The following is a 23,402-nucleotide window of genomic DNA, read 5'->3' as shown; positions in this document are numbered from 1 at the left end:
TCTTCACTATCGGTGTCAGCCCAACAGTTCGCGCAAAACCTGGGTGAACGCCCGGCCGCTTTCCTCTTCGCCGGCATGGCGCCCCTCACGTACAACCCACCGTCCGCTGACCATTACATCGCGCACCTGGCGATCGCCACCGGCAAATAGCCAGCGATTGAGGATCCCGTCGCCCTGGGCCGTCGCCAGGTACGGATCGTTGCCGTCGAGTACCAGCCAGTCGGCGCGCTTGCCGATTTCCAGGGCGCCGACCGGTTGTCCCAAAGCCTGGGCGCCACCGTCCAACGCGGCATCGAACAAGGTGCGTCCGACCATCGGCTGATCCGTGCGGTACAACCGGTTGCGCCGCTGGTCCCGCAACCGCTGGCCGTACTCAAGCCATCGCAACTCTTCCACCACGCTCAATGACACATGGCTGTCGGAACCGATCCCCAGGCGGCCGCCCTGGGCGAGGAAATCCACCGCCGGGAAAATCCCATCGCCCAGGTTGGCTTCGGTGGTCAGGCACAGGCCGGCAATCGCCCGGCTCTTGGCCATGAGGCTGACTTCCTGGGCGTTGGCGTGGGTGGCGTGGACCAGGCACCAGCGCTGGTCGACGTCTACGTTTTCGTACAGCCATTGCAGCGGGCGGGCACCGCTCCAGCCCAGGCAGTCATCGACTTCCTTTTGCTGCTCCGCGATGTGGATATGCACCGGGCAATCGCGGTCGCTCGCCGCCAGAACCTCTTGGATCTGCCCAGGAGTTACTGCACGCAACGAGTGAAAACACAAACCCAATTCCTGGGCCGGTTGCCCGGCCAGGATCGGTTGCAAGCGCGCCTGGAGCTTCAGATAGTTTTCAGTGCTGTTGATGAAGCGCCGCTGCCCGGCATTGGGCGCCTGGCCGCCGAAACCGGAGTGGCTATAGAGCACCGGCAGCAAGGTCAGGCCGATGCCGGCGGCGCTGGCGGCGTGACTGATGCGCAAGGCCAGTTCCGCCGGATCGGCGTAGGGCGCGCCGTCGGTGTCGTGATGCACATAATGGAATTCGGCGACCGAGGTGTAGCCGGCCTTGAGCATTTCGATGTACAGCTGCCGGGCGATGATGCCGAGCTGATCGGGACTGATTTTTCCGACGAGACGGTACATCAGGTCGCGCCAGGTCCAGAAGCTGTCGTTGGGATTGCCTGCCACTTCCGCCAGCCCGGCCATGGCCCGCTGGAAGGCGTGGGAGTGCAGGTTCGGCATGCCCGGCAGCAGCGGACCGCCCAGCCGTTCGGCGCCGTCTGCAAGGGAGTCGGCCTGGATATGAGTCAGGACGCCCTGGGCGTTGACTTCAAGACGTACATCATTGGCCCATCCACTAGGCAGCAGCGCGCGTTCGGCAAAGAAGGCGGACATGGTTCAACCTCATCGTGCGTAATTTGTATATACATATACAGACGTTTGCCTGGCCGGTAAACTCCGGCAAGCTAGCAACCTTATTCGCAGAACAGGGAACCGCCGTGCCGACTCCGCCTGCCAAACCGCCGCTGGCCGCAAACATGGGCGACACTCCGGCGCCCTTGTACGCCCGCGTCAAACAGATGATCACCCAGCAGATCGACAGTGGAAACTGGCCGCCGCATTACCGCGTGCCGTCGGAAAGCGAGCTGGTCAGCCAGTTGGGTTTCAGCCGCATGACCATCAACCGTGCCCTGCGGGAAATGACCGCCGATGGCCTGCTGGTGCGCATGCAAGGTGTCGGCACGTTCGTGGCCGAGCCCAAGAGCCAGTCCGCGTTGTTCGAAGTGCATAACATCGCCGACGAAATCGCCTCCCGTGGTCATCGTCACACTTGCCAGGTCATCACCCTGGAAGAAGAGGCCGCCGGTTCCGAACGGGCCCTGGCCTTGGACATGCGTGAAGGGCAGAAGGTGTTCCACTCGCTGATCGTGCATTTTGAAAACGACATTCCCGTGCAGATCGAGGACCGTTTCGTCAACGCGCTGGTGGCGCCTGACTACCTCAAGCAGGACTTTACCCTACAAACGCCCTACGCCTATCTGAACCAGGTCGCGCCGCTGACCGAAGGCGAGCATGTGGTTGAGGCAATCCTGGCCGAGCCGAGCGAATGCAAGCTGCTGCAGATCGAAAAGGGCGAGCCATGCCTGCTGATCCGCCGCCGCACCTGGTCCGGTCGTCAGCCAGTGACTGCCGCGCGCCTGATCCACCCCGGTTCCCGTCATCGTCTGGAAGGGCGTTTTCATAAATGAGCGACTTGAAGGTTTTACGCGCTGCGGATTACCCACGCATGCCGTGGAAAAACGGTGGCGGCAGCACCGAAGAAATCACCCGCGATGCCGGTACCGGCCTGGAGGGTTTCGGCTGGCGTCTGTCGATTGCCGACATCGCTGAGTCGGGGGGCTTCTCCACCTTCGCCGGTTACGAGCGGATCATCAGCGTCTTGCAGGGTGACGGCATGACCCTGAATGTCGATGGCCAGGCCACCCGGCCGTTGCGTCCACTGGACCCCTTCGCGTTCAGCGGCGAAAGCCATGTCCAATGCTCGCTGCTGGGCGGGCCGATTCGCGACTTCAACCTGATTTACGCGCCGCAGCGTTACCGCGCACGGTTGCAATGGCTGGGAGGCCAGCAGCGGTTCTTCAGCGAAGCGGGGACGGTGCTGGTGTTCAGCGCGGCTCCGGGGTTGGCGGTCAGGCTCGGTGAGTCCGACGTGAACCTGGGCCTCTACGACTGTTTGCAATTGAGTGGTAACACCGGGCTGCTGGATATCTCCACCCATGGCCAATGTTGCGTGATCGAACTGACGGCTCGCTAACTTCAGCCTGGATCCCCTGTGGCGAGGGAGCTTGCTCCCGCTGGACTGCGCAGCAGGCCCAAGTTCTTTGTTTCAGCACAAATGCTTGGGGCGGCTTCGCCACCCAGCGGGAGCAAGCTCCCTCGCCACAAAAAGCCCACCTCATTGTTCCCTCCAAGCGCACCAACTTGTTACCGAATGCCCCAGCGTGACGCAATATCACGCATTCCTGCCCGCCCCGACGCCTTCGTAAAAAACCCTCCAGAAATTTCATCCGCCTGCTAGACCCCTCTAGTCAGCGCCTTACAGCCACGCCTCGAATTATTCTTGAACACCTCACCAACAAGTTGGCCGCTTGATTGCATATGCTTGTACATACAAGTAAAGACGTATGCGTATGAGTCACCGATCTTCTACGCAACGTTCGCTAAATCGCTGCCCACTGCCCGGGCTGGTCTGGATTGATCGCTGAGGAGTTTTTGCTGTGACCGACGCTACCCGCAAACCCGAAAAATACCGTGACGTTGAAATTCGCGCCCCACGCGGTAACACGCTGACCGCCAAGAGCTGGCTGACTGAAGCACCGCTGCGCATGTTGATGAACAACCTCGACCCGGAAGTGGCAGAGAACCCCAAGGAGCTGGTGGTCTACGGTGGTATCGGCCGCGCGGCGCGCAACTGGGAGTGCTACGACAAAATCGTGGAAAGCCTGACCAACCTGAATGACGACGAAACCCTGCTGGTGCAATCCGGCAAGCCGGTCGGCGTGTTCAAGACCCACTCCAACGCGCCACGCGTACTGATCGCCAACTCCAACCTGGTGCCGCACTGGGCCACCTGGGAACACTTCAACGAACTGGATGCCAAGGGCCTGGCCATGTACGGCCAGATGACCGCCGGCAGCTGGATCTACATCGGCAGCCAGGGCATTGTCCAAGGCACCTATGAAACCTTTGTCGAAGCCGGTCGCCAGCACTACGACAACAACCTCAAGGGTCGCTGGGTCCTGACCGCCGGTCTGGGCGGCATGGGCGGTGCGCAACCCTTGGCCGCCACTTTGGCCGGTGCTTGCTCGCTGAACATCGAATGCCAACAGGTGAGCATCGATTTCCGTCTCAAGACCCGCTACGTCGACGAGCAGGCCACCGACCTGGACGACGCCCTGGCCCGTATCGAGAAATACACTGCCGAAGGCAAGGCGATTTCCATCGCGCTGTGCGGCAACGCCGCTGAAATCCTGCCGGAAATGGTCCGTCGCGGTGTACGCCCCGACATGGTCACCGACCAGACCAGCGCCCACGACCCGCTCAACGGTTACCTGCCGGCCGGCTGGACCTGGGACGAATACCGTGCCCGGGCCAAGACCGAACCGGCTGCCGTGGTGAAGGCCGCCAAGCAATCGATGGCCGTCCACGTCAAAGCCATGCTGGCCTTCCAGAAAATGGGCGTGCCGACCTTCGACTACGGCAACAACATCCGCCAGATGGCCCAGGAAGAGGGCGTCGAAAATGCCTTCGATTTCCCAGGGTTCGTCCCGGCCTACATTCGTCCGCTGTTCTGCCGCGGTATTGGTCCGTTCCGCTGGGCCGCGCTGTCGGGCGACCCGCAGGACATCTACAAGACCGACGCCAAGGTCAAGGAACTGATCCCGGACGATGCTCACCTGCATAACTGGCTGGACATGGCTCGCGAGCGCATCAGTTTCCAGGGTCTGCCGGCACGTATCTGCTGGGTCGGCCTGGGCCAGCGCGCCAAGCTGGGCCTGGCCTTCAACGAAATGGTGCGCAGCGGCGAGCTGTCCGCACCGATCGTGATCGGCCGTGACCACCTGGACTCCGGCTCTGTATCGAGCCCGAACCGTGAAACCGAATCCATGCAGGACGGTTCCGATGCCGTCTCCGACTGGCCGTTGCTCAACGCCTTGCTCAACACCGCCAGCGGCGCGACCTGGGTTTCGCTGCACCACGGTGGCGGCGTCGGCATGGGCTTCTCCCAGCATTCGGGGATGGTGATTGTTTGCGACGGTACCGACGAAGCGGCCGAGCGCATTGCCCGGGTGCTGCACAACGACCCGGGCACTGGCGTGATGCGCCATGCCGATGCCGGTTACCAGATCGCCATTGATTGCGCCAAGGAACAGGGGCTGAACCTGCCGATGATTACCGGCAAATAACCCCAATCCCTCTGTGGGAGCGGGCTTGCTCGCGAAGGCGGTTTTACATCCGACACATGTATCGAATGACACACCGCATTCGCGAGCAAGCCCGCTCCCACAGGGACGCGGCGCAAACGAATTCCAGAACAATCCACAGAGGTTGAACCATGGCTGTCACCAGCACACGCGCAAGCAGCAAGCCGTTGATCGAAAAACGTTCGATCGACTACATCCCGGAAGCGGAGAGACATGGTCGTCTGTTGAGCCAGTTCACCCTCTGGATGGGGGCCAACCTGCAGATCACGGCAATTGTCACCGGTGCCTTGGCGGTGGTGCTGGGCGGTGATGTGTTCTGGTCGTTGATCGGTTTGCTGATCGGCCAACTGCTCGGCGGTGGCGTCATGGCGTTGCATGCCGCCCAAGGGCCCAAGCTTGGCCTGCCGCAGATGATCTCCAGCCGGGTGCAGTTTGGTGTTTATGGCGCGGCGATCCCGATCGTGTTGGTGTGCCTGATGTACCTGGGTTTCACCGCAACCGGAACCGTGCTTTCCGGCCAGGCGCTGGGCCAGTTGTTTAGCGTCAGCGACAGTGTTGGCATCCTCATTTTTGCCAGCGTCATCGTGCTGGTCACGGTGCTCGGGTATCGGGTGATTCACTTCATTGGCCGTGTCGCCAGTGTGATTGGTGTGATTGCCTTTGTTTACCTGTTCGCTCGCCTGATCAGCCAGACGGACGTTGGCGCACTCCTGCAAATCCGCCATTTCAGCTGGAGCAGTTTCCTGCTGGCGGTGTCGCTCGCGGCCTCTTGGCAGATCGCGTTCGGCCCCTACGTGGCGGATTATTCGCGTTACCTGCCGAGCAAGACTTCCTCGGTAAAGACTTTCTTTGCCGCTGGCGCCGGTTCGGTCATCGGTGCACAGGTGGCGATGATCCTCGGTGTGTTTGCCGCCGCTTCGGCCAACGGGCAGTTCGCCGGTCATGAAGTGGCCTACATCGTTGGCCTGGGGGGTACCGGCGCCACCGCTGCGTTGCTGTATTTCAGCATCGCGTTCGGCAAGGTCACCATCTCGACGCTGAACTCCTACGGCAGCTTCATGTGCATCGCGACCATCATCAGCGGTTTTCGTGGCCACCTGAACGTAACGCGCTTGCAACGTCTGGTCTTCGTGCTGGTCATCGTCGGTACCGCGACCCTGATCGCGCTGCTCGGCCAGCATTCTTTCCTCGGCGCGTTCAAGTCTTTCATCCTGTTCTTGCTCGCATTCTTTACGCCCTGGAGCGCGATCAACCTGGTGGACTACTACTGCATCACTCGCGAGCACTATGACGTGCCGGCGCTGGCCGACCCGAGCGGTCGCTACGGTCGTTGGAATCCCCTTGGCATCAGCATCTATGTCTTCGGTGTCCTGGTTCAATTGCCGTTCATCGCCACCAAGTTCTATACCGGTCCGCTGGTGGAAGCCATGGGTGGCGTGGATATTTCCTGGATCATCGGCCTGGTGGTTCCGGCGGCGCTCTATTACGTCTGCGCCAAGAAATGGCACAGCGCTGTACCTGATCAATTGATCCTGCCGGTCGAGCAGGACGCGGTTGACGCACAACCGAGCAGGGCGGGCCGCATCCAAGCGGTCTGATGGGACGTTGACAGGGCTGGATGCCTCTTGACTGCCGTAAGCCAATTCACTGATTAGGAGCGTCACACAATGAAAACGAACAAGACCCTGCTGACCACGTTGCTTTCCATGGGCCTGCTGGCCAGTGCCGGCGCCACGCAAGCGGCGGGTTGGTGCGAGTCGGGTAAACCGGTGAAGTTCGCCGGCCTGAACTGGGAAAGCGCCATGCTGCTGACCGATGTCCTGCAAGTGGTGCTGGAAAAAGGCTACGACTGCAAGACCGACAGCCTGCCGGGCAACTCCATCACCATGGAGAACGCCCTGAGCAGCAACGACATCCAGGTATTTGCCGAAGAATGGGTCGGCCGCAGCGAAGTCTGGAACAAGGCCGAGAAGGCCGGCAAAGTGGTTGGCGTCGGCGCCCCGGTCGTGGGCGCCATCGAAGGCTGGTACGTGCCGCGCTACGTGGTTGAAGGTGACGCCAAGCGCAAGCTCGAAGCCAAGGCGCCGGGCCTGAAGAACATTGCCGACCTGGGCCAGTACGCTGCCGTGTTCAAGGACCCGGAAGAACCGTCCAAGGGCCGTTTCTATAATTGCCCGGCCGGTTGGACCTGTGAGCTGGACAACAGCGAAATGCTGAAAAGCTATGGCCTGGAAAAAACCTACACCAACTTCCGTCCAGGCACCGGCCCGGCCCTGGATGCCGCAGTGCTGTCGAGCTACAAGCGTGGCGAGCCGATCCTGTTCTACTACTGGTCGCCAACGCCGCTGATGGGCCAGGTGGACCTGGTTAAACTGGAAGAAAAACCCGGCGTGGATAAAAGCGTGAACATCAAGGTCGGCCTGTCCAAGACCTTCCACGAACAAGCCCCGGAGCTGGTAGCGGTGCTGGAAAAGGTCAACCTGCCCATCGATATCTTGAACCAGAACCTTGGACGCATGGCCAAGGAGCGGATCGAGTCGCCGAAACTGGCGAAGATCTTCCTGAAGGAACATCCTGAAGTCTGGCACGCCTGGGTAAGCGACGACGCTGCCAAGAAAATCGACGCGGCTCTGTAGGTCGAATATTTCCCGGCCAACCGTGGGGCTGGTCGGGACGTTCACCGCATCCACTTGATCGAGAGTCTCTTATGTTTCCCGAAAGTTTTACCTTCTCCATCGCCGACTGGGTCAACGGTTGGGTCGACGCTCTGGTGACCAACTATGGCGATGTGTTCCGGCAGATATCCGACACGCTGCTGTGGGCCATCGTCAACCTCGAAGGCCTGCTGCGCATGGCCCCCTGGTGGTTGATGCTGGCCATCGTCGGCGGCATCGCCTGGCATGCCACCCGCAAGGTCGTGGCCACGGCGGTGATCGTCGGCCTGCTGTTTCTGGTGGGCGCGGTGGGCCTGTGGGACAAACTGATGCAGACCCTCGCGCTGATGCTGGTCGCGACGCTGATTTCAGTGTTGATCGGCATTCCCCTGGGCATTCTTTCGGCGCGCAGCAATCGCCTGCGTTCGGTGCTGATGCCGTTGCTGGACATCATGCAGACCATGCCAAGCTTCGTGTACCTGATTCCGGTGTTGATGCTGTTCGGCCTGGGCAAGGTCCCGGCGATTTTCGCCACGGTGATCTACGCCGCGCCACCCTTGATTCGCCTGACCGACCTGGGCATTCGCCAAGTGGACGGCGAAGTGATGGAAGCCATCAACGCCTTCGGCGCCAACCGCTGGCAACAGCTGTTCGGCGTGCAACTGCCGCTGGCCCTGCCGAGCATCATGGCCGGGATCAACCAGACCACCATGATGGCCCTGTCGATGGTGGTGATCGCCTCGATGATCGGCGCCCGTGGCCTGGGCGAGGACGTGCTGGTGGGCATCCAGACCCTCAACGTCGGACGCGGCCTGGAAGCCGGCCTGGCCATCGTGATCCTCGCCGTGGTCATCGACCGCATTACCCAGGCCTATGGTCGTCCTCGGCATGAGGTGAGCAAATGAGCAACGCAGCCATCAGCAAGATCGAAGTGAAGAACGTCTTCAAGATTTTCGGCAATCGCTCCAAGGAAGCCTTGGCGCTGATCCACCAGAACAAGACCAAGGATCAGGTGCTGGCCGAAACCGGCTGCGTGGTCGGCGTAAACGATTTGTCGCTGAGCATCGGCACCGGCGAGATTTTCGTGATCATGGGCTTGTCCGGTTCCGGCAAGTCCACCCTGGTGCGCCATTTCAACCGACTGATCGACCCTACCAGCGGCGCGATCCTGGTGGACGGTGAAGACATCCTGAAACTGGACATGGACGCGTTGCGCGAATTTCGCCGGCACAAGATCAGCATGGTGTTCCAGAGCTTCGGCCTGCTGCCGCATAAAAGCGTGCTGGACAACGTCGCCTACGGCTTGAAAGTGCGCGGTGAGAGCAAGCAGGTGTGCGCCGAACGAGCGCTGCACTGGATCAACACCGTGGGGTTGAAAGGCTACGAGAATAAATATCCGCACCAACTTTCCGGCGGCATGCGTCAGCGTGTGGGCCTGGCCCGTGCCCTGGCGGCGGACACCGACATCATCCTGATGGACGAAGCCTTCAGCGCCCTCGACCCGCTGATCCGCGCCGAAATGCAGGATCAGTTGCTGGAGCTGCAAAAGACCTTGCACAAGACCATCGTCTTCATCACCCACGACCTCGACGAGGCCGTGCGCATTGGCAACCGCATCGCGATTCTCAAGGACGGCAAGCTGATCCAGGTTGGCACCCCCCGGGAAATCCTGCACTCGCCAGCGGATGAATATGTCGATCGGTTTGTGCAGCGGCGCGCGGCGGTGGTTTGAGGTTTTTTGGGTGACTGGACTGGCCTCTTCGCGAGCAAGCCCGCTCCCACATTGGAATGCGTACCCCTGTGGGAGCGGGCTTGCTCGCGAAGGCGTCGGCAAAGCTGCATCTATGTTCAGGTTGCAAGCATGAGGTTGAGGATGTCCCAGGCTGAAAAAATCGTAATCGCCGACGCCCCGTTACGTTGGCAGGATGTGGTCGCCGTCGCCCGCTTCGGCGCGGTGCTCGAGCTGTCGGCCCAGGCCTGGGCGCGGATCGACAATGCCCAGGCCATCGTGCAGCGCATCGTCGAAAGCGGCGAGCGCGCCTATGGCGTCAACACCGGCCTGGGGGCCCTGTGCAATGTCTCGCTCAAGGACGAACAGCTCAGCCAACTGTCGCGCAACACCTTGCTCAGCCATGCCTGTGGCGTCGGCGCGCCGCTGGCCGATGAGCAGGTCCGGGCGATTCTCTGCGCCGCCATCCTCAACTACAGCCAGGGCAAGTCCGGTATTCATCGCCGGGTAGTGGAAGCCCTGTTGGCGCTGCTCAACCAGGGCATCACGCCACAAGTGCCGTCCCAGGGATCGGTGGGTTACCTGACCCACATGGCTCACATCAGCATCGCGCTGCTGGGCGTGGGCAACGTCAGCTATCGTGGGCAAATCGTGTCGGCACAACAGGCCTTGGCCGCCGAAGGGCTGCAAGCGGTACAGCTGGGTGCCAAGGACGGTTTGTGCCTGGTCAACGGTACGCCGTGCATGACCGGCCTCAGCTGCCTGGCCCTGGCCGATGCCACGCGACTGCTCCAATGGGCCGATGTAGTCGGCGCCATGAGTTTCGAAGCCCAGCGCGGGCAAATCGCCGCGTTCGATGCCGAGATCATCGCCCTCAAGCCGCATCCGGGCATGCAACAGGTCGGGGTCAACTTGCGGGCCCTGCTGGACGGCAGCGAAGTCATCGCTTCAAGCCTGGGCATTCGCACCCAGGATGCCTTGAGCATTCGCTCGATCCCCCAGGTGCATGGCGCCGCTCGCGATCAGTTGGCCCACGCGCGGCAGCAGATCGAAACCGAACTCAACGCCGCCACCGATAACCCGCTGTTGCTGGGCACACCGGAAAATTTCCGTGTCATGTCCCAGGCCAATCCCCACGGCCAATCGGTGGCGATGGCGGCTGACCTGCTGGCGATTGCCATGGCCGAGATCGGCTCCATCGCCGAGCGCCGCCTCGATCGCCTGATCAATCCTCATGTCAGCGGCTTGCCGGCCTTCCTGGTGGCCAATCCCGGGGTGAATTCGGGGATGATGATCGTGCAATACGTGGCGGCGTCGTTGTGTGCAGAAAATCGCCAACTGGCGCAACCGGCCGTGCTCGACAACTTCGTCACCTCGGGCCTGCAGGAAGATCATCTGAGCATGGGCACCAACGCCGCGCTCAAGCTGCACAGGGCATTGGAAAACTGCACGCAGATCCTCGCCATCGAATATCTGCTGGCGGCCCAGGCGTTTGAATTTCTTAAAACGCAGCGCTTCGGCGCCGGCACCGATATCGCCTGGAAACTATTGCGTCAGCGCGTTCCGGCTTATGACCAGGATCGCTGGTTGGCGCCGGATATTGCCAGTGCCGCCGAAGTCCTCAAGGACCCCAATCTGCTGCGCAGCGTGTTACCGAATTTGAATTGATCAAAAAAGCGTCAGCGTGCCAAGGCGCCATCGCTCAAAAAGCGCGGGTGACGGATAACGGAACATTCCGGAGCGACTGACGGGTTAAACAACAAAACTCTCAAAAGGAGCAATAAATGACTGCCTTGAACCTGATCCCCGGCCAACTGAGCCTGGCTCAATTGCGTGACATCTACCAACAGCCGGTGACCCTCAGTCTCGACGCCAGCGCCTCGGCGCAGATCGAAGCCAGCGTCGCCTGCGTGGAACAGATTCTCGCCGAGAACCGCACCGCCTACGGCATCAACACCGGTTTCGGCCTGCTGGCCTCGACCCGCATCGCCAGCGAAGACTTGGAAAACCTGCAGCGCTCCCTGGTGTTGTCCCATGCCGCCGGCGTGGGCGAACCGATCAGCGATGCATTGGTGCGCCTGGTCATGGTGCTCAAGGTCAACAGCCTGAGCCGCGGATTTTCCGGCATCCGTCGGCAGGTGATCGATGCGCTGATCGCGCTGATCAATGCCGAGGTCTACCCGCATATCCCGCTGAAAGGTTCGGTCGGCGCTTCCGGCGACCTCGCGCCGCTGGCCCACATGTCCCTGGTGCTGCTGGGCGAAGGCAAGGCCCGCTACAAAGGCGAATGGCTGCCGGCGGTCGACGCACTGAAAGTGGCCGGCCTCGCGCCGCTGACCCTGGCGGCGAAAGAAGGCCTGGCGCTGCTCAACGGCACCCAGGTATCCACCGCGTTTGCCTTGCGTGGCCTGTTTGAAGGCGAAGACCTGTTCGCCGGCGCCCTGGCCCTGGGCAGCCTGACGGTGGAAGCGGTGCTCGGTTCGCGCTCGCCGTTCGATGCACGCATCCATGCCGCACGCGGCCAGAAAGGCCAGATCGATGCCGCCGCCGCTTACCGCGAGCTGCTGGGCGAGCGCAGCGAAGTGTCCGATTCGCACCAGAACTGCGACAAAGTCCAAGACCCGTACTCCCTGCGCTGCCAGCCGCAAGTGATGGGCGCCTGCCTGACCCAGTTCCGCCAGGCCGCCGAAGTGCTGGTGATCGAAGCCAACGCGGTGTCGGATAACCCGCTGGTATTCGCCGCCGAGGGCGACGTGATCTCCGGCGGCAACTTCCACGCCGAACCGGTGGCCATGGCCGCCGACAACATGGCGTTGGCGATTGCCGAGATCGGCTCCCTGAGCGAACGCCGGATTTCGTTAATGATGGACAAGCACATGTCGCAACTGCCGCCGTTCCTGGTGGCCAATGGCGGGGTGAACTCCGGCTTCATGATCGCTCAGGTCACTGCCGCCGCACTGGCCAGCGAAAACAAGGCGCTGTCCCATCCTCATTCGGTGGACAGCCTGCCAACGTCCGCCAACCAGGAGGACCACGTCTCCATGGCCCCAGCCGCTGGCAAGCGCCTGTGGGAAATGGCCGAGAACACCCGTGGGATCCTGGCGGTTGAATGGCTGGCGGCTTGCCAAGGCTTGGACCTGCGGGGCGGCTTGAAGACTTCCTCGAAGCTGGAACAGGTCCGTGCTCTCTTGCGGGCAGAAGTGCCGTTTTATGAAAAGGACCGGTTCTTTGCGCCGGACATCAACGCAGCCACTGAACTGTTGGCCAGTCGTTGCCTGAACGAGCTGGTCACGGCGCAATTGTTGCCGAGCCTGTAAGGGCCTCATCGCGAGCAAGCTCGCTCCCACAAGGTTTTCTGCTGTACTCAAAACCCCTGTGGGAGCGAGCCTGCTCGCGAAAGCGGTGGATCAGCTTGCATCAATGCAAAATCTGCCCACCGTCTTCGCGAGCAAGCCCGCTCCCACAAGTCTTGCGCGTTCCATGTGGGAGCGAGCCTGCTCGCGATACGAACATGAATAATTCGAGGAAACCGGGATGAAAACCCTCTGGCAAAACTGCCACGCCGCCACCATGGCCCAGGGCGTCTACTCGATCATCGAAGACGCCGCCATCGTCACCCAAGGCGAGCACATTCAATGGATCGGTCCGCGTACCGAGCTGCCGACGGGCGACTACCCGGCGGTCAACGATCTCAAGGGCGCCTGGGTCACGCCGGGGCTGATCGATTGTCACACCCACAGCGTGTTTGGCGGTAACCGCAGCGGTGAATTCGAACAGCGCCTGCAAGGCGCCAGCTACGCCGAAATCGCCGCAGCCGGCGGCGGCATCGCCAGTACCGTGCGCGCCACCCGCGCTGCCAGTGAAGACGAGTTGTTCGCCAGCGCCGCCAAGCGCCTGAAAAGCCTGATGCGTGACGGCGTAACCACGGTTGAAATCAAGTCCGGCTACGGCCTGGACCTGACAAGCGAGCGCAAGATCCTGCGTGTCATCCGTCGCCTCGGCGCCGAGTTGCCGGTCAGCGTGCGCAGCACCTGCCTGGCAGCCCACGCCTTGCCGCCGGAATACGCTGATCCCGCTGATGACTACATTGAGCATATCTGCAGCGAGATGCTCCCGGCCCTGGCGGCCGAAGGCTTGGTGGACGCGGTAGATGCCTTTTGCGAATACCTGGCGTTTTCTCCGGCGCAGGTCGAGCGGGTGTTCATCACCGCGCAACGATTGGGGCTGCCGGTGAAGCTGCACGCCGAGCAACTGTCGTCGCTGCACGGCTCAAGCCTGGCGGCGCGGTACCAGGCGCTGTCGGCCGATCACTTGGAATTCATGACCGAGGACGATGCCAGGGCCATGGCCGAATCCGGCACGGTGGCGGTGTTGCTGCCGGGCGCGTTCTATTTCCTGCGTGAAACCCAACTGCCGCCCATGGACGCCTTGCGCAAGCACGGCGTGAAAATCGCCGTGGCCAGCGACCTCAACCCCGGGACGTCGCCGGCGTTGTCGCTGCGCTTGATGTTGAACATGGCTTGCACGTGTTTCCGGATGACGCCTGAAGAAGCCTTGGCCGGTGCGACAATCCACGCGGCCCAGGCCTTGGGCATGGCGGCTACCCACGGTTCGCTGGAGGCCGGCAAGGTGGCGGATTTTGTCGCCTGGCACATCGACCGGCCGGCCGACCTGTCTTACTGGCTCGGCGGTGACCTGGAAAAACGCGTCGTGCGCCACGGCGTCGAAATTGATTAAGGAGAGCACTTGTGGAAAAGGTCCTGAATTTCAAGCAAGGGCGCGTGCCGCTGCTGATCAGCATGCCCCACGCCGGGCTGCGCCTGACACCGGCGGTGCAGGCCGGGCTGATCCCCGAGGCCCAGAGCCTTCCGGACACCGACTGGCACATCCCCAGGCTTTATGAGTTCGCTGCTGAACTGGGCGCCAGCACCTTGGCTGCCGAGTATTCACGGTTCGTCGTCGATCTGAACCGTCCCGCCGATGACAAACCAATGTACGTCGGCGCCACCACCGGCTTGTACCCGGCGACCTTGTTCGATGGCGTGCCGTTGTTTCGCGAAGGGCTGGAGCCGTCGGTTGAGGAGCGGGCGACTTATCTACAACAGGTCTGGATGCCGTACCACCAAGCCTTGCAGCAGGAACTGGCGCGGCTCAAGGCTGAGTTCGGCTATGCCTTGCTGTTCGATGCGCATTCGATCCGCTCGGTGATCCCGCACCTGTTCGACGGCAAGCTGCCGGACTTCAACCTCGGTACATTCAACGGCGCCAGTTGCGACCCGGCGCTGGCCAGCCAGCTCGAAGCCATTTGTGCGCGTCACGGCGCGTACACCCATGTGCTCAACGGGCGCTTCAAAGGCGGGCACATCACGCGGCACTACGGCAACCCGGCTGAAGACATCCACGCCGTGCAGCTGGAACTGTGCCAGAGCACCTATATGGAAGAGTTCGAACCGTTCAACTACCGCGCCGACCTGGCGGAACCGACGCAGGTGGTGCTCAAGGCGTTGCTCGAAGGCTTGTTGGCGTGGGGGCGGCAGACCTACAAACACTAATTTGTGGCGAGGCAGCTGTTGTGGCGAGGGAGCTTGCTCCCGCTCGAGTGCGTAGCGCTCGCGAAATCTTGGGGCCGCTGCGCAGCCCAGCGGGAGCAAGCTCCCTCGCCACAACAGCCTTCACCGCAATCAACCTGTCGCCACCGTGCAAAACCGGGTCGCCACAGGTCACTTCTACCCCCTCGGCGCTGCGTAATGTCTCGGACACGGTGCACAAAGACACCGGCCCACAGTAATCCGCTGCCGCACGAGACCTTCCCGATGAAAAGACTGTTCAAACGCTGTCTGTCGATCCTCTGCGGTACCGTCATATTAAGCGCCGGGGCTATGGCCGCTGAGCCGGCGTCCTGCCAGGCCGTGCGCATGGGCGTGGTCAACTGGACCGACGTGATCGCCACCAGCGGCATGGCCGATGTGTTGCTCACCGGGCTGGGCTACGACAGCAAGCAGACCAGCGCCGTGCAGCAGATCATCTTTGCCGGCATCCGCGACAAGCGCCTCGACATCTTCCTGGGCTACTGGAAACCGGCGATGGACAAGAACATCGCGCCATTCCTGGCCGCCAACCAAGTGAAGGTATTGGACAAGCCAAGCCTGGCCGATGCCCAGGCGACATTGGCGGTACCCGACTATGTGGCTGCCGCAGGGCTCAAGACCTTTGCCGACATCGCGCGGTTCAAGGATCAGCTGGGTGGCAAGATCTACGGCATCGAGCCGGGGAGTGGGGCCAATACCACCATCAAGACCATGATCGAGACCAACCACTTCGGCCTCAAGGACTTCAAGCTGATCGAATCCGGTGAGGCGGGCATGCTCGCCGCAGTGCAGCGGGCGGTGAATCGCAAGGAGTTCGTGGTTTTCGTCGGCTGGACCCCACACCCGATGAACATCAACATGAACATCAGCTACCTGACCGGCAGCGAAGACGTCTACGGTCCGAACGAAGGCGCCGCAACCGTCTCCACCGTGACCGCGCCGGACTACGCCCAGCGTTGCCCGAACGTAAACCGGTTGCTGGAAAACCTGACCTTCACCGCAGCCCAGGAAAGCCAGTTGATGGTGCCGATCATGGAGCGCAAGACGCCTCAGGACGTCACCCGGCAATGGCTGCGCGACCACCCCGAAGATCTCCAGCGTTGGCTGTCCGGTGTGACCAGCTTCGATGGCAAGGATGGCGTAGCGGCGGTCCAGGCCAGCCTCAAGCCTTGATGCCGCTTAGTGGCATCGCAGATCCATGTGGCGAGGGAGCTTGCTCCCGTTCGAGTGCGTAGTGCTCGCAAAATTTTGGGGCCGCTGCGCAGCCCAGCGGGAGCAAGCTCCCTCGCCACAAAAGCTTCTGAGCCGTTTCCTTTAAGCCCATGGGCAAAACCACAATGGCTTATCCACTCTCCCAGGCGATGTCAGCCTTCATCGACAAAACCCTGAGCTTCAGCAGCCCGGACGACAGCCTCGTCGGCATGCGCCAGGCCTACAGCCAGATGTGCCGGGCGTTCACGCCGCCTCGTCCGCAGACGCTGGTGGTCGAGGACTTCGAGCTGGCCGCTGTGGCGGTGCGGGCCTATCACCCGCGAACGGCGGCACCGCTCCCAGGCTGGCCGTGCATCCTCTACTTGCACGGTGGCGGCTGGGTGGTGGGGGACCTGGACTCCCACGACTTCATCTGCATGGAACTGGCCGCCACTCTTGGTGCGCTGGTCGTGGCGGTGGATTATCGGCTGGCCCCGGAGCATCCGTTTCCGGCCGCTCTGGACGATTGCCTCGCGGTGTGGCGGCATCTGGCAAGTTTGCCCTTTGCCATCGACCCGCGTCGTCGGCTGGTGGCGGGGGACAGTGCCGGTGGCAATCTTGCTGCCGCGTTATGCCTGGCCTTGCGCGATGCCGGGCAAACGTTGCCTCGGGCCCAGGTGCTGATTTATCCAGCCCTTGGTGGCCCGGCCCATCTGCCGTCGCGCCGTGAATGCGCCGATGCGCCTCTATTAAGCAGCCGCGACCTTGACGACTATCACCGGCTATATCTGGGCGACGCCCCCTTGTCGCCCGGCGCCATGCCGCTGCTGGCCGATAACCTGAGCGGCCTGCCGCCGGCATGGATTGGCGTGGCGCAATGGGATCCGTTGCGCGATGACGGCGTGCTCTACAGCGAGCGGCTGAACGCCGCAGGAGCAGGCGCTGTGTTGTATGTTGGCGAAGGCCTGGTCCACGGTTGTCTACGGGCGCGGGGCCAGGTGCGCGAGGTCGATCAGATGTATCGCACACTGCTGGCGTACCTGGCTGACACGCTTTGACTGCGCAGGGGACATGCTCATTGATGTCATTCGGGTTTATGATGCCGGACGGCAGACTAAATAGAAGTCCCCACAGGGATGACTCGACCCCTTACGGAGCGCGCAATGCAGACTTTGTACCCGCAGATCAAACCCCATGCCCGGCACGATCTGGCTGTCGATGACACCCACACGCTCTATGTCGATGAAAGCGGCTCCCCGGAAGGCTTGCCGGTGGTGTTCATTCACGGCGGCCCGGGTGCCGGCTGCGATGCGCAGAGTCGTCGCTACTTCGATCCGAACCTGTACCGCATCGTCACCTTCGACCAGCGTGGCTGTGGTCGCTCCACCCCCCATGCCAGCCTGGAAAACAACACCACCTGGGATCTGGTCGAAGACCTGGAGCGTATCCGCAAGCACCTTGGCATCGAGAAATGGGTGCTGTTTGGCGGTTCCTGGGGTTCGACCCTGGCCCTGGCCTACGCCCAGACCCACCCGGAGCGGGTACACGGCCTGATCCTGCGGGGGATCTTTCTTTGCCGCCCGCAGGAAATCGAGTGGTTCTACCAGGCCGGTGCCAGTCGCCTGTTTCCCGACTACTGGCAGGACTATATCGCGCCGATCCCGCTGGACGAACGCGACGACCTGCTCAGCGCCTTCCACAAGCGCCTGACCGGTAACGACCAGATCGCCCAGATGCACGCGGCCAAGGCCTGGTCCACCTGGGAAGGCCGGACCGCGACCCTGCGCCCGAACCCGCTGGTGGTCGACCGCTTCTCCGAGCCGCAGCGCGCGCTGTCGATCGCCCGGATCGAATGCCACTACTTCACCAACAACGCTTTCCTCCAGCCGAACCAGCTGATTCGCGACATGGGCAAGATCGCCCATCTGCCGGGCGTCATCGTGCATGGTCGCTACGACGTCATCTGCCCGCTGGACAATGCCTGGGAATTGCACCAGAACTGGCCCAACAGTGAACTGCAAGTGATCCGCGACGCCGGCCACGCCGCCTCGGAGCCAGGCATTACCGATGCGCTGGTGCGCGCCGCAGCGCAAATGGCCCGGCGCCTGCTCGACCTGCCGCCCGAAGAAGCATGAAGGGGCTGCTGCAACGGGTCAGTGGCGCCCGGGTCGAAGTGTCGGGCGAAATCGTCGGCGCCATAGACCAGGGCCTGCTGGTGCTGGTGGCAGTCGAGCCTGGGGATACCCGGGCCATCGCCGACAAACTCCTGCATAAACTGCTTAACTATCGGGTATTCAGTGACGCCGACGACAAGATGAACCTGTCCTTGGCGGATGTAGGCGGTGGGTTGCTGCTGGTGTCGCAGTTCACCCTGGCGGCGGACACCAAAAGCGGTTTGCGCCCCAGCTTTTCGACGGCCGCACCTCCGGCCTTGGGCGAGGAGTTGTTCGACTATCTCGTAAACCAGGCGAAACAGGTGCATGGCACTGTGGCATCAGGTAGATTCGGCGCCAACATGCAAGTGCATCTGGTCAACGACGGCCCGGTAACCTTCCTGTTACAGGCCTGAAAGCGTTTGAAACAACTTTTCGGTTCTGTTTCGAGGCTAAACAGGGAGTTTTCTCGATAAATACTTTGCTACGCCTGATGCGTTGTCACGCGGCCTACTAGATAATCGCGCGCTACGGGGGATCAGCGTCCGCTGGTCCATTTGACTTAGGTAGAGACTTGTCCTGGACCCTTTGGGGAATCATTTTGTCCCATAGGAGTCGGAACAATGCTCGCCAACTTGGCAAGAGTGTTCCGCAAGATCGGTTTTTCAATGCCGATACCTTGCAGATACTTTATCTGGCCGTTGGTTTTTTGATCTGTTTTCGGCGAGGGTTGCTCGTGATTGTTAGTCCCTGTAATGCACCAAAAATGACTGCCAAACGGTTTAGAAACGCTCTGGTAGCGGGCTCGGCCCTGTTTTGCCTGTTCGGCGCGGGCCAACTGTGGGCATTCAGCCTGGATGATGTATCGGCGAAGGCTCAAGAACTGGCCGGGCAAAAATACGAAGCCCCGCGCAGCAATCTGCCGAACGAATTCCGCGAAATGAAATTCGCTGACTATCAAAAAATCCGTTTCCGCACCGAAAAAGCCGAATGGGCCGACCAGAAGACGCCTTTCAGGCTGTCCTTCTATCACCAGGGCATGCATTTCGACACGCCGGTGAAAATCAACGAAATCACCGCGACGACCGTCGAAGAGATCAAGTACGACCCTTCGCGCTTTGATTTCGACGATGTGAAATTCGATCCAAAGGCCACTGAGCAGTTGGGCTACGCGGGTTTCCGCGTGTTGTACCCGATCAACAAGGCCGACAAACAGGACGAAATCATGACCATGCTGGGCGCGAGCTACTTCCGCGTCATCGGCAAGGGCCAGACCTACGGTTTGTCCGCCCGTGGCATGGCCATCGATACCGCGCTGCCATCCGGTGAAGAATTCCCACGTTTCCGCGAATTCTGGATCCAGCGCCCGAAACCGACCGACAAGCATCTGGTGATCTTCGCCCTGCTGGATTCGCCACGGGCCACCGGCGCCTATCGCCTGACCCTGCGTCCGGGCACCGATACCGTTGTCGACGTGAAGTCGCGCATGTTCCTGCGTGATCGCGTCACCAAGCTCGGCGTTGCCCCGTTGACCAGCATGTACCTGTTCGGCGCCAACCAACCATCCAAGGTGCTGAACTACCGTCGCGAACTGCATGATTCCAGCGGCCTGTCGATCCATGCCGGCAATGGCGAATGGATCTGGCGTCCGCTGAACAATCCAAGACACTTGGCCGTAAGCAACTTCTCGGTGGAAAACCCGCGCGGTTTCGGCCTGCTGCAACGCGGCCGCGATTTCAGCCACTACGAAGACCTCGACGACCGCTACGACAAGCGTCCAAGTGCCTGGATCGAACCGAAAGGCGATTGGGGCAAGGGCACCGTCGACCTGGTAGAAATTCCGACCGCTGACGAAACCAACGACAACATCGTTGCGTTCTGGAGCCCGGAAAAACTGCCTGAGGCAGGCCAGCCGCTGGACTTCAGCTACCGCCTGCACTGGACCCTCGACGAAGCCAGCCTGCATTCGCCGGACAGTGCCTGGGTCAAGCAGACCCTGCGTTCCACTGGCGACGTGAAGCAGTCCAACCTGATTCGCCAGCCGGACGGCAGCGTCGCCTACCTGGTGGATTTCGAAGGACCTTCGCTGCAAGCCCTGCCGGAAGACGCCGATGTGCGTAGCCAGGTGAGCATCGGCGAAAACGGCGAGATCGTCGAGAATAGCGTGCGCTACAACCCTGAAACCAAGGGCTGGCGCCTGACCCTGCGCCTGAAGATCAAGGACTCGAAACAGGCCACCGAAATGCGCGCGGCGCTGGTCCGCCCATTGACGCCTGTCGAAGCCCCGGCCGCCTCGCACTCCGTGACCACGACCCTGGCCAAGGCCGATAAAGTCGCCCGGCAGCAGACCGAAAAAGAACTCGCGAACGAAAAAGCGAAAGACGACGCCAAGGCCGTCAAGGCGGCGGACGCCGCTGTTGAACCGACCCCAACCCAGCAGGAACCGGAACCGACTGAACAAGTCCTGACCGAGACCTGGAGCTATCAGTTGCCAGCCGATGAGTAATACTCCAGTACAGCCAGAGACGCTCAGCGAGTACCTGGCCCATTTGCCCATGACCGACCAGCAGCGCGCCGAACTGGCGGGCTGCTCGTCCTTCAGTGAGTTGCACGAGCGCCTTTCGTCTTCGACTTTCGACGCTCCTGCCGAGGCGGCACAAGCCTCGGTGGGTCGTCGCTTGACCCTGAGCACTGCCGAAGAGCTCGAGGACGCCGAAATGCTGGCGGTCGATGCCAATGGCCGCGTGTGCCTGAAGGCGACTCCGCCGATTCGCCGGACCAAGGTCGTGCCGGAGCCCTGGCGCACCAATATCCTGGTGCGCGCCTGGCGGCGCCTGACCGGTCGCACCAACCCGCCGAAACCGCCCAAGGATGAACGCGTGCTGCCCCATGCACGCTGGCGTACCGTCGGTTCGACCCGTCGCTACATCCTGCTGATCCTGATGCTCGGCCAGACCATCGTCGCCGGCTGGTACATGAAAGGCATAATGCCGTACCAGGGCTGGTCGTTCGTCGACCTGGACGAAGTCCTGCATCAGCCGCTGCTGCAAACCGCCACCCAAGTGCTGCCCTATGCCTTGCAAACCAGCATCCTGATTCTGTTCGGGATCCTGTTCTGCTGGGTGTCGGCGGGTTTCTGGACCGCGCTGATGGGCTTCCTGGAACTGCTCACCGGTCATGACAAATACCGCATTTCCGGTGCCAGCGCCGGTAACGAGCCGATTCCCAAAGAGGCCCGCACCGCGTTGGTGATGCCGATCTGCAACGAAGACGTGCCGCGGGTTTTCGCCGGCCTGCGCGCGACCTTCGAGTCGGTGGCCGCCACTGGCGACCTGGATCGCTTCGACTTCTTTGTCCTCAGCGACAGTAACGAAACCGATATCTGCGTCGCCGAACAGCAGGCCTGGCTGGATGTCTGCCGGGAAACCGGGGGCTTCGGCAAGATCTTCTATCGCCGCCGTCGCCGCCGTGTGAAACGCAAGAGCGGTAACCTCGACGACTTCTGCCGTCGCTGGGGCAGCGACTACAAGTACATGGTCGTGCTCGACGCCGACAGCGTCATGAGCGGTACATGCCTGACCAGCCTGGTGCGCCTGATGGAAGCCACGCCGGACGCCGGCATCATCCAGACCGCGCCACGTGCCTCGGGCATGGACACGCTGTATGCACGCATGCAGCAGTTCGCCACACGGGTATACGGTCCGCTGTTTACTGCGGGCCTGCACTTCTGGCAGTTGGGCGAATCCCACTACTGGGGCCACAACGCAATCATTCGCATGAAGCCGTTCATCGACCACTGCGCCTTGGCGCCGTTGCCGGGTAAAGGAGCGTTCTCCGGGGCAATCCTGTCCCACGACTTCGTCGAGGCGGCGTTGATGCGTCGGGCTGGCTGGGGCGTCTGGATTGCCTACGACCTGCCGGGCAGCTACGAAGAACTGCCGCCAAACCTGCTGGACGAACTCAAACGTGACCGTCGCTGGTGCCACGGTAACCTGATGAACTTCCGCCTGTTCCTGGTCAAGGGCATGCACCCGGTGCACCGTGCAGTGTTCCTGACGGGCGTGATGTCTTATCTGTCGGCACCGTTGTGGTTCTTCTTCCTGGTGCTGTCCACCGCGCTGCTGGCGGTGAATACGCTGATGGAGCCGCAGTACTTCCTTGAACCGCGCCAGCTTTATCCGTTGTGGCCGCAATGGCATCCGGACAAGGCCATCGCCCTGTTCTCGACCACCATTGTCCTGCTGTTCCTGCCCAAGCTGTTGAGCATCGTGCTGATCTGGGCCAAGGGTGCGAAGGAGTTTGGCGGCAAGTTCAAGGTGACGCTGTCGATGCTGCTGGAGATGTTGTTCTCCATGTTGCTGGCGCCGGTGCGGATGATCTTCCACACCCGTTTCGTGCTCGCCGCGTTCCTGGGCTGGGCCGCGACCTGGAACTCGCCGAAACGCGATGACGATTCCACACCATGGAGCGAAGCGGCCAAGCGCCACGGTCCGCAAACCCTGCTGGGCTTCTTCTGGGCCTTGCTGGTGATCTGGCTGAACCCCAGCTTCCTGTGGTGGCTGGTGCCGATCGTCGGGTCGCTGATACTGTCGATCCCGGTGTCGGTCATCTCCAGCCGCGTTGGCCTGGGCTTGAAGTCCCGTGATGAAAGCCTGTTCCTGATTCCCGAGGAATACGCACCGCCACAGGAATTGTTGTCGACGGACCAGTACACCCATGAAAACCGTTGGCACGCGCTGAATGACGGCTTCATCCGGGCGGTGGTCGATCCACAACAGAACGCCTTGGCATACGCATTGGCCACTTCGCGTCACGGCAAGGCCGAGCCGATTGAATGGCTGCGGGTCGAACGTGTTCGTCACGCCTTGAAGGCTGGCCCTGCCGGTCTCAACAATGCCGAGCGCCTGGCGCTGCTGAGCGATCCGGTGGCCCTGTCCCGCCTGCATGAGCAGGTCTGGGCCGAGGCACATCCGGAGTGGCTGGCGGCGTGGCGTGAGTCGGTAAAGGCTGACCCTCACGCGCCATTGCTACCGCTTCAGCCCGTGGGCGTACAGCCTCAACTGGCCTGATGCACAAAAAGCCCCGCTTCTGAAAGGAAGCGGGGCTTTTTGTTGGGC

At 61.8% G+C, this 23,402-nt stretch carries 18 protein-coding genes; 17 read left to right on the top strand and 1 reads right to left on the bottom strand.

Annotated features, from left to right (window positions below; all coding sequences use genetic code 11):
* Positions 1-15: 15 nt before the first annotated feature.
* On the bottom strand, positions 16-1,380 hold the full coding sequence (locus PFLQ2_RS01810; protein WP_003186711.1) for a formimidoylglutamate deiminase: 1,365 nt from the start codon (positions 1,378-1,380) through the stop codon (positions 16-18).
* A 143-nt stretch (positions 1,381-1,523) separates the two neighbouring features.
* Between PFLQ2_RS01810 and hutC the strand changes: the two genes are divergently transcribed.
* The 17 genes from hutC (at position 1,524) to mdoH (ending at position 23,354) form a co-directional block, all read left to right on the top strand.
* A complete protein-coding gene (gene hutC, locus PFLQ2_RS01815) occupies positions 1,524-2,234 on the top strand; it encodes a histidine utilization repressor (protein ID WP_192814273.1) in 711 nt (236 codons plus the stop codon).
* Positions 2,231-2,800 (top strand): HutD/Ves family protein, encoded by a 570-nt coding sequence (locus tag PFLQ2_RS01820; protein ID WP_003186709.1) that lies wholly within the window; start codon positions 2,231-2,233, stop codon positions 2,798-2,800. Before hutC ends, PFLQ2_RS01820 begins: the two co-directional genes overlap by 4 nt.
* A 463-nt stretch (positions 2,801-3,263) precedes the next feature.
* Positions 3,264-4,952, top strand: coding sequence for a urocanate hydratase (hutU, locus tag PFLQ2_RS01825; protein ID WP_003186708.1), 1,689 nt, complete (start codon positions 3,264-3,266; stop codon positions 4,950-4,952).
* Between the two features lie 149 nt (positions 4,953-5,101).
* Entirely contained in the window at positions 5,102-6,568 is a 1,467-nt protein-coding gene (locus tag PFLQ2_RS01830; protein ID WP_003186707.1) for a purine-cytosine permease family protein, read from the top strand.
* A 69-nt stretch (positions 6,569-6,637) separates the two neighbouring features.
* Complete coding sequence (locus PFLQ2_RS01835) at positions 6,638-7,606, top strand: ABC transporter substrate-binding protein (protein WP_003186706.1); 969 nt, start codon at positions 6,638-6,640, stop codon at positions 7,604-7,606.
* Positions 7,607-7,677: 71 nt separating this feature from the next.
* A complete protein-coding gene (locus PFLQ2_RS01840; protein WP_003186705.1) occupies positions 7,678-8,529 on the top strand; it encodes an ABC transporter permease in 852 nt (283 codons plus the stop codon).
* On the top strand, positions 8,526-9,356 hold the full coding sequence (locus tag PFLQ2_RS01845) for a quaternary amine ABC transporter ATP-binding protein (protein ID WP_003186704.1): 831 nt from the start codon (positions 8,526-8,528) through the stop codon (positions 9,354-9,356). Before PFLQ2_RS01840 ends, PFLQ2_RS01845 begins: the two co-directional genes overlap by 4 nt.
* Before the next feature lie 141 nt (positions 9,357-9,497).
* Positions 9,498-11,021 (top strand): histidine ammonia-lyase, encoded by a 1,524-nt coding sequence (gene hutH, locus PFLQ2_RS01850; RefSeq protein ID WP_003186703.1) that lies wholly within the window; start codon positions 9,498-9,500, stop codon positions 11,019-11,021.
* A 116-nt stretch (positions 11,022-11,137) separates the two neighbouring features.
* Positions 11,138-12,670: a histidine ammonia-lyase gene (hutH, locus tag PFLQ2_RS01855; protein WP_003186702.1), complete on the top strand. Its 1,533-nt coding sequence runs from the start codon at positions 11,138-11,140 to the stop codon at positions 12,668-12,670.
* Positions 12,671-12,887: 217 nt separating this feature from the next.
* Complete coding sequence (gene hutI, locus PFLQ2_RS01860; RefSeq protein WP_003186701.1) at positions 12,888-14,090, top strand: imidazolonepropionase; 1,203 nt, start codon at positions 12,888-12,890, stop codon at positions 14,088-14,090.
* A gap of 11 nt (positions 14,091-14,101) precedes the next feature.
* The gene (gene hutG, locus PFLQ2_RS01865) at positions 14,102-14,905 is read left to right on the top strand and encodes an N-formylglutamate deformylase (protein ID WP_003186700.1); all 804 of its coding nucleotides are present in this window, start codon (positions 14,102-14,104) and stop codon (positions 14,903-14,905) included.
* Between the two features lie 261 nt (positions 14,906-15,166).
* A complete protein-coding gene (locus PFLQ2_RS01870) occupies positions 15,167-16,114 on the top strand; it encodes a choline ABC transporter substrate-binding protein (RefSeq protein WP_003186698.1) in 948 nt (315 codons plus the stop codon).
* A 164-nt stretch (positions 16,115-16,278) separates the two neighbouring features.
* Positions 16,279-17,190, top strand: a complete 912-nt coding sequence (locus tag PFLQ2_RS01875) for an alpha/beta hydrolase (RefSeq protein WP_003186696.1) — start codon at positions 16,279-16,281, stop codon at positions 17,188-17,190.
* 105 nt (positions 17,191-17,295) lie between these two features.
* Positions 17,296-18,267, top strand: coding sequence for a prolyl aminopeptidase (gene pip, locus PFLQ2_RS01880; protein ID WP_003186695.1), 972 nt, complete (start codon positions 17,296-17,298; stop codon positions 18,265-18,267).
* Positions 18,264-18,701: a D-aminoacyl-tRNA deacylase gene (gene dtd / locus PFLQ2_RS01885; protein WP_003186693.1), complete on the top strand. Its 438-nt coding sequence runs from the start codon at positions 18,264-18,266 to the stop codon at positions 18,699-18,701. Before pip ends, dtd begins: the two co-directional genes overlap by 4 nt.
* 350 nt (positions 18,702-19,051) lie before the next feature.
* Positions 19,052-20,791, top strand: coding sequence for a glucan biosynthesis protein G (locus PFLQ2_RS01890; protein ID WP_430452133.1), 1,740 nt, complete (start codon positions 19,052-19,054; stop codon positions 20,789-20,791).
* Positions 20,784-23,354, top strand: a complete 2,571-nt coding sequence (gene mdoH / locus PFLQ2_RS01895) for a glucans biosynthesis glucosyltransferase MdoH (protein ID WP_003186690.1) — start codon at positions 20,784-20,786, stop codon at positions 23,352-23,354. Before PFLQ2_RS01890 ends, mdoH begins: the two co-directional genes overlap by 8 nt.
* Positions 23,355-23,402: the final 48 nt, after the last annotated feature.

The organism is Pseudomonas fluorescens Q2-87, assembly GCF_000281895.1.
GTDB classification, from domain to species: domain Bacteria; phylum Pseudomonadota; class Gammaproteobacteria; order Pseudomonadales; family Pseudomonadaceae; genus Aquipseudomonas; species Aquipseudomonas fluorescens_S.
This window is presented reverse-complemented; position numbering and strand designations above follow the sequence as displayed.